This window comes from Buttiauxella ferragutiae (assembly GCF_022637515.1).
Lineage (GTDB): Bacteria > Pseudomonadota > Gammaproteobacteria > Enterobacterales > Enterobacteriaceae > Buttiauxella > Buttiauxella ferragutiae.
The window spans coordinates 2547099-2560785 of sequence record NZ_CP093332.1 but is presented as its reverse complement, the minus strand read 5'-3'; the positions used below and the strand labels follow the sequence as shown (position 1 = coordinate 2560785).

General features: G+C 48.4%; 14 protein-coding genes. 3 read left to right on the top strand and 11 right to left on the bottom strand.

The features are described from left to right. Complete coding sequence (gene yciT / locus MNO13_RS11815; RefSeq protein ID WP_064546378.1) at window positions 1-759, top strand: DNA-binding transcriptional regulator YciT; 759 nt, start codon at window positions 1-3, stop codon at window positions 757-759. Window positions 760-1024: 265 nt separating this feature from the next. Then, the gene (gene osmB, locus MNO13_RS11810; protein WP_064546376.1) at window positions 1025-1243 is read left to right on the top strand and encodes an osmotically-inducible lipoprotein OsmB; all 219 of its coding nucleotides are present in this window, start codon (window positions 1025-1027) and stop codon (window positions 1241-1243) included. 136 nt (window positions 1244-1379) lie between these two features. Here osmB and yciH read toward each other — a convergent pair whose 3' ends face one another. The 5 genes from yciH to pgpB all read right to left on the bottom strand — a co-directional run bounded on the left by yciH (window position 1380) and on the right by pgpB (window position 5158). Then, the gene (gene yciH / locus MNO13_RS11805) at window positions 1380-1706 is read right to left on the bottom strand and encodes a stress response translation initiation inhibitor YciH (RefSeq protein WP_241940024.1); all 327 of its coding nucleotides are present in this window, start codon (window positions 1704-1706) and stop codon (window positions 1380-1382) included. Then, the gene (gene pyrF / locus MNO13_RS11800; protein ID WP_241940023.1) at window positions 1706-2443 is read right to left on the bottom strand and encodes an orotidine-5'-phosphate decarboxylase; all 738 of its coding nucleotides are present in this window, start codon (window positions 2441-2443) and stop codon (window positions 1706-1708) included. Before pyrF ends, yciH begins: the two co-directional genes overlap by 1 nt. A 204-nt stretch (window positions 2444-2647) precedes the next feature. After that, entirely contained in the window at window positions 2648-3817 is a 1170-nt protein-coding gene (lapB, locus tag MNO13_RS11795) for a lipopolysaccharide assembly protein LapB (RefSeq protein ID WP_121813560.1), read from the bottom strand. Window positions 3818-3823: 6 nt separating this feature from the next. After that, entirely contained in the window at window positions 3824-4129 is a 306-nt protein-coding gene (locus MNO13_RS11790) for a LapA family protein (RefSeq protein WP_064546369.1), read from the bottom strand. Window positions 4130-4393: 264 nt separating this feature from the next. Beyond that, window positions 4394-5158, bottom strand: a complete 765-nt coding sequence (pgpB, locus tag MNO13_RS11785) for a phosphatidylglycerophosphatase B (RefSeq protein WP_064546366.1) — start codon at window positions 5156-5158, stop codon at window positions 4394-4396. Between the two features lie 208 nt (window positions 5159-5366). Here pgpB and ribA point away from each other — a divergent pair, with 208 nt between their 5' ends. Further along, window positions 5367-5960: a GTP cyclohydrolase II gene (ribA, locus tag MNO13_RS11780; protein ID WP_064546364.1), complete on the top strand. Its 594-nt coding sequence runs from the start codon at window positions 5367-5369 to the stop codon at window positions 5958-5960. A 36-nt stretch (window positions 5961-5996) separates the two neighbouring features. On the opposite strand, the gene acnA is transcribed toward ribA, so the two are convergent. The 6 genes from acnA to topA form a co-directional block, all read right to left on the bottom strand. Further along, entirely contained in the window at window positions 5997-8672 is a 2676-nt protein-coding gene (gene acnA / locus MNO13_RS11775; RefSeq protein ID WP_064546362.1) for an aconitate hydratase AcnA, read from the bottom strand. A gap of 183 nt (window positions 8673-8855) precedes the next feature. Beyond that, window positions 8856-8954, bottom strand: coding sequence for a small membrane protein YmiC (gene ymiC / locus MNO13_RS24350; protein WP_273693565.1), 99 nt, complete (start codon window positions 8952-8954; stop codon window positions 8856-8858). Window positions 8955-9115: 161 nt separating this feature from the next. Further along, window positions 9116-9286 carry a hypothetical protein gene (locus MNO13_RS11770; RefSeq protein ID WP_162302978.1) on the bottom strand — a complete coding sequence of 57 codons (171 nt, stop codon included), beginning with the start codon at window positions 9284-9286 and terminating at the stop codon, window positions 9116-9118. A 2-nt stretch (window positions 9287-9288) separates the two neighbouring features. Beyond that, the gene (locus MNO13_RS24535; protein ID WP_074388564.1) at window positions 9289-9417 is read right to left on the bottom strand and encodes a YmiA family putative membrane protein; all 129 of its coding nucleotides are present in this window, start codon (window positions 9415-9417) and stop codon (window positions 9289-9291) included. Between the two features lie 351 nt (window positions 9418-9768). After that, window positions 9769-10743: an HTH-type transcriptional regulator CysB gene (gene cysB / locus MNO13_RS11760; protein WP_064546360.1), complete on the bottom strand. Its 975-nt coding sequence runs from the start codon at window positions 10741-10743 to the stop codon at window positions 9769-9771. Window positions 10744-10934: 191 nt separating this feature from the next. Then, on the bottom strand, window positions 10935-13532 hold the full coding sequence (topA, locus tag MNO13_RS11755) for a type I DNA topoisomerase (protein WP_064546357.1): 2598 nt from the start codon (window positions 13530-13532) through the stop codon (window positions 10935-10937). Window positions 13533-13687 lie beyond the last annotated feature (155 nt).

The window sequence follows — 13687 nt, the reverse complement described above, 5'->3', positions numbered from 1 at the left end:
ATGAATTCCAGACAACAAATTATTTTACAGATGGTGATTGATCAAGGTCGCATGAGTGTGACCGATCTCGCTAAAAAAACCGGAGTCTCAGAAGTGACCATTCGCCAGGATCTCAATCTTCTGGAGAAAAAAAACTATCTGAAGCGTATCCATGGCTATGCCGTTCCGCTGGATAGCGAAGACGTTGAAACGCGAATGATGAACAATTATTCGCTTAAACGGCATCTCGCTGATTTTGCAGCGACTTTAGTTAACGATGGCGAAACGATTTTTATCGAGAATGGCAGTTGTAATGCGCTGCTGGCACGGGCACTGGCCGAGCAGAAAAAAATCACTCTGATTACTGTCAGCAGTTACATTGCTCATCTTCTGAAAGATACTGACTGTGAAGTTGTTTTGCTTGGCGGCATCTACCAGAAAAAAAGCGAAAGTATGGTTGGGCCTCTGACACGTCAATTTATCCAGCAGGTACACTTCAGCAAAGCGTTCATCGGCATTGACGGTTTCTTGCCTGAAACTGGATTCACCAGCCGCGATATGATGCGTGCCGACGTGGTGAATACCGTGTTGGAAAAAGGCAGTGAAATCATTGTTCTGACAGACAGCACCAAGTTTGGTGCGATGCACCCCTACACGCTGGGACCGATTTCATGTATCAATCGCGTGATCACTGATGACGGTATTAGCGAAATCACCGGTCAGCAACTGCAAGACACTGGTGTTCAAGTTAATATTGTTAAACAATTTCCCATTACGTAATCACGACGTTTAACTGCCTGCATCCCCCGCAGGCAGTCCTCATATCAGAATTATCCTGCACACCCTTTAAGATTATTTACCTGTTGTAATTCACCGTATAAATTAGAATATTTAACAGCGATATAACAGAACGTGATAATCACTGGCGTTATCTTTTAGGTCTATATCGACATGCAGTTTCACGGTAACTTTCTTTAAGTAGGTTAATTGCCTCTATACTTAAAGTGACTTATTTCCGTGAATCAATAATTCAGGAGAGAGTATTATGACCTTAAATAACAAAAAAATTGCTGCCGTTGCTTTGGCCTTGACCGTTGCGATGTCTTTGAGCGCCTGTTCTAACTGGTCTACACGTGACCGTAACACTGCGATTGGTGCCGGTGCAGGTGCTGTAGGTGGCGCGGTCTTAACCGATGGTAGTGCATTGGGTACCTTAGGTGGTGCGGCGGTTGGTGGTATTATTGGCCATCAGGTGAGTAAATAATTTTTGCTGCCAGCAAAAGCGTAAACGCTTTAATAATTATAAAAGCTATAATATTCAGGTCTGACTCCCGGCAGTCATAATAAAAGGCCACGGTAATTTTACCGTGGCCTAATTATTTTAGATTTCGATAGGTGAATCAACCGCCTGCTAATTTTACCTTCATACCTTTAGCTTCAAGCAGTGACTTAATCAGGTCGCGTTTGTCACCCTGAATTTCAATCACTCCATTCTTTAGCGAACCACCGCAACCACATTTCTTTTTAAGTTCTGCCGCTAAAGTCGCTAATTGCGCATCATCCATATCAATACCGGTTACCAGGCAAACACCTTTGCCTTTTCGCCCGCTGGTCTGACGTTGGATGCGCACCACACCATCCCCTTTTGGGCGGATGGTCGCGGCTTTAGGCTCATCAATACGTCCAGATTCTGTGGAATACACTAAACGGCTGTTATCGTCTTTCATCACGCCCCCTGCTGTAAAGAGGCCCGGATATCACGCAGAGTTTGAGCAGGATCTGTCGATTGGGTGATCGGGCGTCCAATAACCATGAAATCTACACCTGCAATCTGCGCTTGCTGTGGTGTCATAATGCGGCGTTGGTCGCTTGCATCACTACCAGCCGGACGAATTCCTGGGGTGACCAGTTTGAAGTCTTGACCCAGTTCACTTTTAAAACGCACAGCTTCTTGTGCGGAACAAACCACACCATCCAAACCACAATTCTGTGTCAATCGAGCCAGACGTTCTGCGTATTCAGCAGGCGTGGCCGTAATCCCGAGATCGGCCAAATCGTTGGCTTCCATGCTGGTCAACACGGTTACTGCAATCAGCAACGGAGCATCGTTACCAAATGGCAACAAAGCTTCACGAGCAGCACTCATCATGCGCGCCCCACCACTGGCATGAACGTTTACCATCCATACGCCAAGCTCGGCTGCGGCAGCAACTGCACGAGCTGTGGTATTTGGGATATCGTGGAATTTCAAATCGAGGAACACATCAAAGCCACGTTGCTGGATGTCTCGCACCAGTTGTGGCCCAAACAGAGTAAACATCTCCTTGCCCACTTTCAGGCGGCAATCGCGCGGGTCGATACGGTCAATGAAAGCTAAAGCTTTATCGCGATTATCGTAATCAAGTGCGACGACAATAGGAGAATCAGTGGCAACACGGGAGGAGGAGGATGCAGTTGAATTCATGGCTAAACCTTCTGATGTTGGGCAGCAATGCGGCGCAAGAGATAAACGGCAAGCATTCTACCCGCGGGAGACACAAAATTACAGTTGCCATTGCACCTTGCTAGGCACAAACGACACGGTGTTGATGTGAGGATACCAGGATTAACTATTAGTATGTTGTAACTAAAGTATGGTGTTTTTTTATAACTGGGCAATAACTAACCGTTATTGCCCATCTAACCCCCGAATAGGTTTAATCGTCGACCAGGCTCGGCAAGACGGACAATGCCAGTACAGCGTGAAAGCGGTAAAACCGCATTTTTGGCAGCGATAGCGTGGTTTGGTACGCACTTGTTCGCCAACCATATCACGTAGCACCATCAGGCTCTCTTTAGCACGCCCTTCTTCCGCTTCCTGCAAGTGATAATCCATCAACCGATGGAACAGACGCATGGTCGGATGACGCTGGAGTTGGCGGTTGATATAAACCTGCGCGACTTCAGAACCTTCTTTTTGCTCAAGGATCTCAGCAAGCATCAGTTCAGCACCTGCCCCGGTATTTTCTTCAACACAACGTTTTAAGAACGCTTCCCACTCTGGTCGTTTGTCTAACTGTTGATAGCAAGTTTGCAACATTTCGAGAGTTTCGCTGACTAACTCGCTGTCTTGATCGATAACACGTTGTAGCGATTCCACGGCTTTAGCGTATTCATTACGAGCCATGAAGATACGGCCCATCATGATTGAAATGCGCGCGCAGTTTTTATCGGCTGCGGCCCCTTTTTTTAGCAATGACATGGCACGTTCCAGGTCATCACTGGCAATCAACTGCAACGCTTGTTCACAATAGAAATGGGCAATTTCGGTGCGTTGCTTATCTTTACCAAGCTTAACCAGGCGCTCTGCTACATCAATGGCTTTTTGCCAGTCACTGGTAGCCTGGTGGATAAGCAGCAACTGCTGTAGTGCACCAATGCGGAAATCAGTTTCATCAATCAGTTGCGCGAACATATCTTCGGCACGGTCATACAGACCAGCGGCCATATAGTCACGGCCCAACTGTTGTACAGCCAGCAAGCGCTGATCGTAAGTTAACGAGGCACTTTCCATTAATGATTGGTGGATTCGAATGGCGCGGTCAACTTCACCACGAGAACGGAACAAGTTACCCAGCGTGAGGTGAGCTTCAACAGTGCTGGTATCCTCTTTAAGCATATCGAGAAATAAATCGACAGCTTTATCTTGCTGGTTCGACAGCAAGAAGTTAACCCCCGCCACATAGTCACGCGACAGGCGGTTAGCTTCTTGTTGCTTATCTTGATGCGCGCTTCTGCGCCCCATATACCAACCGTAAGCGGCGGCAATAGGCAAGAGCAGAAACAACAATTCCAGCATGGCAGGTTATTCCTTCACAGCCGGTACCGCCGCTGCTATGGCGTCAGAATCCGTCGTAATTTGCTGCTCAAGGCGTTTGATCTTGCGATCGGCACGTGTCAGCGAAACACGCAAACGCAGCCAAAACAGGCCACAAATAATCCAACCCAGTAAAAAACCCGCAGCAAAAAGGGTCGCCAGTAATGTGGAGACTCGATATTCGCCTTGTGCCAGCAGATAGTTAAAAGTAACAACCTGATCGTTTTGTGCGCCCAAAGTGACTGAAATCACAAAAATCGCTAGCACCAGTAAGAAAATGAATAAATATTTCACATTACTTCCCGTCATGTGGTCTTACGCGACTATCACCATTAACATTCGAGTGGCTGGCCGGCGGCAAGAAAACTTATCACGATGAGCTTACGTTCGTAAGTCATCCGGTAAGTGAGTGCAGCCAACATCCGCGCAGCTCGAAGGTTGTTGGAGATACATTAAGCGCTAATGTTTTTCCAACTATATAAACTACCATTTCCCGGTTCTTCGTGGAATCCATTGAGCGCGTTCAATTCATAAGAAATGGGGGTTAAATCAATAATCTCAAGGCTCGGCATCCCGTTCGGCTATTTCGTCAGCTTCTTGCGGCGGCGGCGATAATGGTCCGCACAATTTCTGAGCAAGCCAGGTTGCCAGTGTTATCAGCACCCAAGAGATAAGTGTGGCAACGACTAAGTCACGGGGCCAGTGCATTCCGAGCACTAATCGACTGCCCATCACCCCCGTCGCCCAAACCAACAGTAAAGCGATGGTCCAGGTTCTTCGGCGGGGCCACAGTAGCCCTACTCCCAATAATGCCCAACTTGCCGCAAACATGGTATGCCCTGACGGGAAAGCAAAACCGGTCTCTTTTTGCCAGTGTTGGCGTAACCATTCTGGTAATTCTTGCTGCGATTTAAGCTGATTTTTTACCAACTCGCTACGCTGTTTACGTTTTAAATTGTAGAACTCATCTGTCGGAATATGTTGTGTTTTTTCAAGCCATACCACGAAAGGACGAGGTTCCTGCACTTTGTCTTTGATGACAGATTTAACGCCCTGCCCAATAAGAATAGCGGCTCCGAGAATCGCAAACAGCATCAGCGCGGCTTTTAGGCGAAACCTTAGGCACCATAAAAACCAGCCACATAGCAAAACATGGGTAATGATGCCCCAGGGTTGGGTGACGGTCTCCGTGACCCAATACATCATTTTCAACCAACTACCCTGCCCGCCAGGAACCCACTGCCAACCAGAGATCCACACGGCTAAAGGCATCACCAACAGTAATCCAGCACCCATTGTTGTTCGTTTTGCTATCGCTCGCATTGCTTATCCTTATGCTATTTGAATCTCAAGGATACCCGATAAACAGCATCGAAGGGAAAGCGGGAAGTCTTACATAGGGTAAAACCAGGAGTCTGCCCAGTCTATTAGGCGAAGTGGTCGGCGTTGTGGCAAACTAAGCAGTAGTAATTAAACAAGCCAGTCAGTTGGCAGGCACCGTAAGTGCCACTATAAGTACCTGGAGAATCACATGCAGCTTAAACGTGTGGCAGAAGCCAAACTGCCAACCCCATGGGGCGATTTCCTGATGGTGGGCTTTGAAGAATTGGCAACCGGGCAAGATCATGTTGCTCTGGTTTTTGGTGATATAACCGGAAATGATTCTGTTCTGGCGCGTGTACATTCAGAGTGTCTGACGGGCGATGCCCTATTCAGCCTGCGCTGTGACTGTGGTTTTCAGCTTGAAGCTGCATTAACCCATATCGCCGAAGAAGGCCGTGGTGTGTTGTTGTATCACCGCCAGGAAGGTCGCAATATTGGTCTGCTTAATAAAATCCGCGCTTATGCTTTACAAGATAAAGGCTACGATACCGTGGAAGCTAACCATCAGCTTGGTTTTGCCGCTGATGAACGTGACTTCACGCTATGCGCCGATATGTTTAAGTTATTAGGTGTCGATGCAGTTCGTTTGCTGACCAATAACCCGCGCAAAGTAGAAATTCTCAGCGAAGCAGGGATTAATATTGTGGAACGTGTGCCGCTCATCGTGGGCCGTAACCCTAAGAACGCACATTATCTGGATACTAAAGCCGCTAAAATGGGCCACTTGCTGTCTGAAGATTAAGTTATTTTCTCCCCCATCGCTGGGGGAGAATTCTGGCTAGTTCAGCATGTTACGAATCACATAATGCAGGATGCCGTCATTTTTGAAGTACGTCAGTTCATTACCGGTATCAATTCGGCAGCGACATTCAACCACCTCTTTTCTTCCATCCGCAAACGTCAATGATACAGGAACCGAAACGCCCGGCGTAAGGTCGTTCAGGCCACTAATATCAACAAACTCCTCGCCAGTCAGCCCTAACGTTTTGCGCGTCACACCGTCTGGAAACTCCAGAGGAAGAATGCCCATACCAATCAGGTTGGAGCGGTGAATACGCTCGAATGACTCCGCTATCACCACTCTTACACCGAGCAACCGTGGCCCTTTAGCCGCCCAGTCGCGGCTGGATCCCGAACCATATTCTTTACCGGCAAACACGGCTAACGGAATACCTTTATCGCGATAACGCATCGCCGCATCATAAATCGAAATAACTTCATCACCTGGTAGCAAGCGAGTCATGCCGCCTTCTACTCCAGGCACCATTTCGTTGCGAATACGGATGTTGGCAAAAGTCCCGCGCATCATCACTTCATGGTTACCACGGCGTGAACCGTAGGAGTTAAATTCTTTACGTTCAACCCCATGATTCTGCAAATAACGCCCCGCTGGGCTATCAGGCTTAATGCTCCCTGCCGGCGAAATATGGTCAGTGGTAACAGAGTCGCCCAGCATGGCCAACACGCGCGCACCATGAATATCTTGCAGCGGTTTAGGTGTGGCTTCCATATCATCAAAGAATGGCGACAAGCGGATGTAGGTAGAATCACTCTGCCAGCCGTAAGTATCTGAGTGAGCGACTTCAATGTTGCGCCATTCCGGCGTACCCTCGAACACTTCCGCGTATTCTTTGTGGAACATTTCTGTCGAAACTTGCGCGACTGCACGGGCAATTTCCAGACTGCTCGGCCAAATATCTTTGAGATAAACCGGGTCGCCTTTTTTATCATGCCCCAGCGGATCGGTTGTCAGGTTCACATTCATGTTCCCGGCCAGAGCATAAGCCACCACCAGCGGCGGTGAAGCCAGCCAGTTGGTTTTCACCAAAGGATGAATGCGCCCTTCGAAATTACGGTTCCCCGAAAGCACGGCCCCAACGGTAAGATCGCCCTTCTTGATTGCTTGTTCAATCGGATCGGGTAACGGACCGGAGTTACCAATGCACGTGGTACAGCCATAACCCACCAAATTAAAGCCTAAGGCGTTGAGATACGGCGTTAGCCCAGCTTTGGCCAGATAGTCAGAAACGACTTTAGAACCCGGAGCCAAAGAAGCTTTCACCCACGGTTGGCGTTTCAACCCTAAGGTCACTGCTTTTTTAGCCAGTAGCCCCGCGGCCATTAATACACTTGGGTTGGAGGTGTTAGTACAGGAGGTAATGGCTGAAATCACGACCGCACCGTCGGGTAATTGGTACTCACGCCCGTCCATGGTGTAGTCAACTGGAGCACGATCTTTATGAGAGGTGTTCACTTCCAGTTCGTTGCTGGCATTAAACGCTTTAGGAACATCGCCTAACGGCACGCGATCCTGTGGCCGTTTCGGCCCAGCCAGACTTGCTTCAACCTCGTCCATATCCAGTGCCAGTGTGCTGGTAAATACCGGTTCATCGCCAGTATTTCGCCACATCCCCTGCACCTTCGCATAGGCTTCTACCAGCGCGATTTGCTCCTCGCTGCGTCCACTCAGGCGCATGTAATCCAGTGTCACCGCATCAATCGGGAAGAAACCACACGTCGCGCCATATTCTGGCGCCATATTGGCAATGGTCGCACGATCGGCCAGTGGTAAAGTGTCGAGGCCGTCGCCATAAAATTCGACAAACTTGCCAACCACTCCGTGCTTACGCAGCATTTGTGTGACGGTCAATACCAGGTCTGTTGCGGTGATACCTTCACGCAATTTGCCATCAAGTTTAAAGCCGACGACATCCGGGATAAGCATGGAAACCGGCTGGCCTAACATGGCGGCCTCAGCTTCAATACCACCGACACCCCAACCCAAAACGCCAAGGCCGTTAATCATCGTGGTGTGGGAATCGGTGCCGACCAGCGTGTCAGGATAGGCAACCAACTCATTGCCCTGCATTTCGCTCCACACCGCTTTACCCAGATATTCGAGATTAACCTGGTGGCAAATCCCGGTTCCCGGTGGCACCACGCTAAAGCGACTGAATGCCTGCTGCCCCCAACGCAGGAAAACGTAACGCTCGTGGTTACGCTCCATTTCGAGGCGCACGTTTTCCTCGAAAGCTTCGTCATTACCGAAATGGTCAACCGTTACCGAGTGGTCGATAACCAGATCAACTGGGGACAGAGGATTGACTTTGGCGACATCGCCACCAAGACGTTTTACCGCCTCGCGCATCGCGGCCAAATCCACAACGGCGGGAACACCGGTAAAATCTTGCATTAGTACACGTGCGGGACGATAAGCTATTTCACGATCGGCATGGGCATTTTTCAGCCAACCTGCCAGGGCATGAATATCGTCCTGAGTAACGGAGTTTTCATCCTGCCAGCGCAACAGGTTTTCAAGCAGAACTTTTAACGACTTGGGTAAACGGGTGATATCCCCAAGTTCCTTTGCAGCCAGTGGCAAACTGTAATAATGATAGGTTTTATTCAGCGCCTGTAGAGTGTCCTTACTGGCCTCGCGTAGGGTTAACGACATAGCTCCTCCTTAAATTTCTTAGGATAGCGGTATCCCGGATGAAGATCAGGGACAGTATTAAAGATAACACAAAGATGTCGTAACGATTTGATAACAACCCGAATTGATAAATCAGAAGGTGTAAAGGGAAAGGAAGAGTGAATCAGCGCCCCGGCAGAGAACCAGGGCACAAGCAAGAAAGTGTTACTGAGTCAGCATCCAGACCATTTGCGCCCAAAAGGCTAACGAAACGGTAAATGCGGTGAACCATGACCAGTACTTGACGCTACAGTGAGTATTCATAAGCCGCTCTCTTTATTTTAGTAAACACTGTGACTGAATAATTAATCAGTCGATTTGAATATTGCTGTGTGTAGTGATTACTTAAAGAGTGTGCTCTTAATCACGCTTAATTATAAAGTGTGACTGACAGCAAGTTAAATAAAGGTAAATGAGAATTATATTTATTGTTTAATATGTTCGTCTGTTGAAAACAGATCGATAAAGTCTTTTTGTTGTTGCGTCAGTTGCCACGATTCTGGCACCTGAGCTTTTCCAGGTTTCGCTTCTTGTTGTGGTTTGTCATCTTTCTGACGCACCGTTTTCTGCGCTTGTGTTTGAGCAAAGGAAGTCATTGTTACCCCCAAAAATGCCATGCAGCCACTGCAACGACTAGCCAAAACAAACCTGAGACCAGAAACACCGCCATCCAGGCTTTACGTTTCAGCCCTGATTCCCTTTGCGGTTCTTCACTTCCAGAAGGCATTGCTAACCTCATACAATCGGCACCACTTATCATATAAACTCAAACAATCGGTATAATTAATCGCTGACTGGGATTAATCCTAAAGAAACTCTAGTACAAAAGCCAGAGAAATTGCTCCCCGATTGCAGGAAAAGATTTAATCTTTTGACCTCAAATAAATAATTGAAACATTAAATTTGCATGGCGGTAAATTATTATCTACGGTTGTCTCTTAATTGAGACAGATTAACCACTTACATCTTATGGTTAATAAAAATCTGGCGGGATATTAATTATCAGGCGGGTTGAAACATATTCTTAAGTGCAACTGAGAAGAGGTATCTTTCCCTATGGAAAAGATACCTTGGGATATTATTTTGCGGGTAACTTAATATCTTTGAACATCGCCTCAATATCTTCGTTTGAACGTAATGCGACCGCAGTATCGACAACATCGCGAGTCAGATGTGGTGCGAAACGCTGAATAAAATCATACATGTAACTACGTAAGAACGTGCTGCGGCGGAAACCAATTTTGGTCGTGCTGTGGCTGAATACGCCCTGTGCTTCAATACGGACCAGATCCGGGTCAGAGACAGGATCAACCGCCATACTGGCTATCACGCCCACACCTAACCCCAACCTTACATAAGTTTTAATCACGTCAGCATCTGTTGCGGTAAACACAATACGCGGCGTCAAACCTGCACGATTAAATGCGGTATCCAACTCGGAGCGCCCAGTAAAACCAAAGGTGTAAGTGACCAACGGATATTGCGCCAGCTCTTCGATAGAGACAGACTCTTTCGATGCTAACGGATGATCTGGGGTGACAACGATCGAACGGTTCCAGTGATAGCACGGCAGCATCACCAAATCATCGTAAAGGTGTAATGCTTCGGTTGCTATCGCAAAATCAGCATTCCCCTTGGAAACCGCTTCCGCAATTTGCGTTGGCGAGCCCTGGTGCATGTGAAGCGATACTCGCGGATAGCGTTCAATAAAGCCTTTGATCACATTCGGCAGCGCGTAACGCGCTTGTGTATGCGTCGTGGCGACGTACAAAGAACCTTTATCAGGCCAGGTGTGCTCACCCGCAACCGATTTAATCGCATCGACTTTCGACAGCACTTCACGGGCGATACGGATAATCTCTTGTCCCGCAGGCGTCACCTGCGTCAGGTGCTTGCCGCTACGAGCAAAGATCTGAATCCCCAGTTCATCTTCCAACATCCGAACTTGTTTACTGATCCCCGGCTGAGAAGTATAAAGCCCTTCGGCCGTCGAAGAGACGTTGAGGTTGTGGTTGACCACCTCGACGATATAACGAAGTTGCTGTAGTTTCATGGTGTTCCATCCGCAGTAAAAGCAGCCCCGATATGAACAGCGACGGGGATTCAGACGTGGTGAAATTTTCTTAAGCCACTATATCAGTTATATCTTCTATGTATAGTTTGAAAGAAAAAATAATAATAAGGTTATATACGCAGATATAAAAAAGCCGGAGCACAGGCCCCGGCTTTCAATGTTAAAGAGAGTTACTTCTTCCCTTCAACCCACTTACCATCCACAAAGAACGCAGACCAACCGGTCGCTTTGCCTTCTTTCTCGGAGGAAACATATTGCTGCTTCGTCTTACGGCTAAAACGAACAACGGCTTTATTGCCATCAGCGTCTTGCTGTGGTGCATCAGCCAGATAACGCAGTTTTTCTGGCAGACGGTCACGGAAGCGATACAGTTCTTCAACCAGTGGCGCACGTGTTTCACGAGATTTCGGGAAAGTGTTTGCCGCAAGGAAAACACCGGCCGCGCCATCACGCAGTACAAAGTACGCGTCTGATTTCTCACAAGGCAACTCTGGTAATGGAACCGGATCTTCCTTCGGTGGAGCCACATCGCCATTACGCAGGATCTTACGGGTATTTTTACAATCGTCGTTAGTACAAGCCATGTACTTACCAAAACGCCCCATTTTCAGGTGCATTTCAGAACCACATTTCTCACACTCAACAATTGGACCGTCATAACCTTTGATGCGGAACTCACCCTCTTCGATTTCGTAGCCATCACAAGTTGGGTTGTTACCACAAACATGTAACTTACGTTTCGGATCGATGAGATAGCTGTCCATTGCGGTGCCGCATTTAGCACAACGACGTTTCGCACGCAGCGCATTGGTTTCCGCATCATCCCCTTCGAGGACGTTGAGGACTTCATTTTCCGGCACCAGGTTAATGGTGGTTTTGCAACGCTCTTTGACGGGCAACGCGTAACCTGAGCAACCTAAGAACACACCAGTACTGGCGGTACGGATACCCATTTGACGACTACACGTTGGGCAATCGATACTGGTCAGAACCATTTGGTTTGGACGCATGCCGCCTTCTTCCGGATCCAGTTCAGCTTTACCCAACTGTTCACTGAAATCACTGAAGAAGTTATCCAACACCCCTTTCCACTCGGCCTGATTGTTAGCGACCTGGTCGAGGCTGCTTTCCATTTGCGCGGTGAAATCGTAATTCATCAACTCGCGGAAGTTTTCTTCCAGGCGGTCGGTAACAATTTCACCCATTTTCTCCGCATAGAAACGGCGGTTTTCCACACGCACATAACCACGATCCTGGATGGTGGAAATGATCGATGCGTAGGTAGACGGACGGCCAATGCCACGTTTTTCCAGCTCTTTAACCAACGAGGCTTCACTAAAGCGCGCCGGTGGTTTGGTAAAGTGCTGTCCAGGGATGACTTCTACAAGCGCCAGTTCATCACCCTGCTCAACAGCAGGCAATGTGCGGTCTTCGTCGCCCTTGCGCAGCGCAGGCATTACTTTCGTCCAGCCATCAAAACGCAGCGTGCGACCACGCGTTTTAAGACGGAAATCACCCGCTTGCACCGTTAGGGTGGTGGAGTCGTATTGTGCAGGAGTCATCTGACACGCTACAAACTGACGCCAGATCAACTGGTAGAGTTTTTGCGCGTCAGCTTCCATATCTTTAAGCGACTCCGCAACCACACTCACGTCAGAAGGACGAATCGCTTCGTGCGCTTCCTGCGAGTTTTCTTTGCTGGAGTACTGGTTTGCAGCGGCTGGAAGATATTTCTTACCGAAACTCTCTTCGATATAGCCACGCACCATGCCCACGGCATCCTGGCTCAAGTTGGTTGAGTCGGTACGCATGTAAGTAATGTGACCCGCTTCATACAGACGCTGAGCCATCATCATGGTTTTCTTCACACCAAAACCAAGACGGGTACTTGCGGCTTGCTGCAACGTGGATGTGATAAACGGCGCACCAGGCTTGCTGCTGGTTGGTTTATCTTCACGCTCAAGCACTGAGTAACGTGCTTTTTCCAACTCGCTAACCGCAGACATGGTCTGCTCGCGGTTAACCGGGCGGAACGGTTTGTCTTTATGGTGGCTGACCTGAACCGGCAGACTGTCACCTTTCGGCGTCGTCAGATTCGCGTCAACTTCCCAATATTCTTCTGGCACAAACGCTTTAATTTCGCGTTCGCGGTCAACAACCAGACGTACAGCAACAGACTGTACGCGGCCGGCAGACAGGCCACGGGCAATTTTCTTCCACAGCAGTGGCGATACCATATAACCCACAACACGGTCCATAAAGCGACGCGCTTGCTGTGCGTTAACACGGTCGATATTCAGTTCGCCCGGCTTTTCAAACGCCTGTTGAATGGCATTTTTAGTAATTTCATTAAACACCACGCGGCTATAACGCGTGTCATCACCACCGATAACTTCCCGCAGGTGCCATGCAATGGCTTCCCCTTCGCGGTCAAGGTCGGTTGCGAGATAGATATGGTCTGCTTTTTCAGCCAGTGATTTCAGTTCTGAAACCACTTTTTCTTTACCAGGCAGCACTTCATATTGTGCTTCCCAGTTGTGCCAGGGATCGACACCCATACGATTTACGAGCGCGCCGCGTTCATCCTTTTTGACCTTTTTGGTCCCTTTGGTGGAGGCGGAGTCAGCGCTCTTCTTGGTGGTTGATCCACTGGTCGGCAAATCACGGATATGACCTACGCTGGACTTAACCACGTAGTCATTGCCGAGATATTTGTTGATCGTTTTGGCTTTTGCCGGGGACTCAACGATGACGAGAGCTTTACCCATATTCACCTTACCTAATGTAATTCTTCCAGGAACGTCGCACGTTACTTTCACCTTCCACTGGCGACTCGCTTTTCTATATTGCGACAGCGTCAATGGATATCAACTCTTTTTTCATCACCAGCCTGATTGAGCTAAATGCGCAGGTGATTGAGATA

What these genes read in the sequence shown, in the direction of transcription:
- yciT (WP_064546378.1), top strand. Translation starts at nt 1, where the DNA reads ATGAATTCCAGACAACAAATTATTTTACAGATGGTGATTGATCAAGGT.
- osmB (WP_064546376.1), top strand. Translation starts at nt 1,025, where the DNA reads ATGACCTTAAATAACAAAAAAATTGCTGCCGTTGCTTTGGCCTTGACC.
- yciH (WP_241940024.1), bottom strand. Translation starts at nt 1,706, where the DNA reads ATGAAAGACGATAACAGCCGTTTAGTGTATTCCACAGAATCTGGACGT.
- pyrF (WP_241940023.1), bottom strand. Translation starts at nt 2,443, where the DNA reads ATGAATTCAACTGCATCCTCCTCCTCCCGTGTTGCCACTGATTCTCCT.
- lapB (WP_121813560.1), bottom strand. Translation starts at nt 3,817, where the DNA reads ATGCTGGAATTGTTGTTTCTGCTCTTGCCTATTGCCGCCGCTTACGGT.
- pgpB (WP_064546366.1), bottom strand. Translation starts at nt 5,158, where the DNA reads ATGCGAGCGATAGCAAAACGAACAACAATGGGTGCTGGATTACTGTTG.
- ribA (WP_064546364.1), top strand. Translation starts at nt 5,367, where the DNA reads ATGCAGCTTAAACGTGTGGCAGAAGCCAAACTGCCAACCCCATGGGGC.
- acnA (WP_064546362.1), bottom strand. Translation starts at nt 8,672, where the DNA reads ATGTCGTTAACCCTACGCGAGGCCAGTAAGGACACTCTACAGGCGCTG.
- ymiC (WP_273693565.1), bottom strand. Translation starts at nt 8,954, where the DNA reads ATGAATACTCACTGTAGCGTCAAGTACTGGTCATGGTTCACCGCATTT.
- MNO13_RS11770 (WP_162302978.1), bottom strand. Translation starts at nt 9,286, where the DNA reads ATGACTTCCTTTGCTCAAACACAAGCGCAGAAAACGGTGCGTCAGAAA.
- MNO13_RS24535 (WP_074388564.1), bottom strand. Translation starts at nt 9,417, where the DNA reads ATGCCTTCTGGAAGTGAAGAACCGCAAAGGGAATCAGGGCTGAAACGT.
- cysB (WP_064546360.1), bottom strand. Translation starts at nt 10,743, where the DNA reads ATGAAACTACAGCAACTTCGTTATATCGTCGAGGTGGTCAACCACAAC.
- topA (WP_064546357.1), bottom strand. Translation starts at nt 13,532, where the DNA reads ATGGGTAAAGCTCTCGTCATCGTTGAGTCCCCGGCAAAAGCCAAAACG.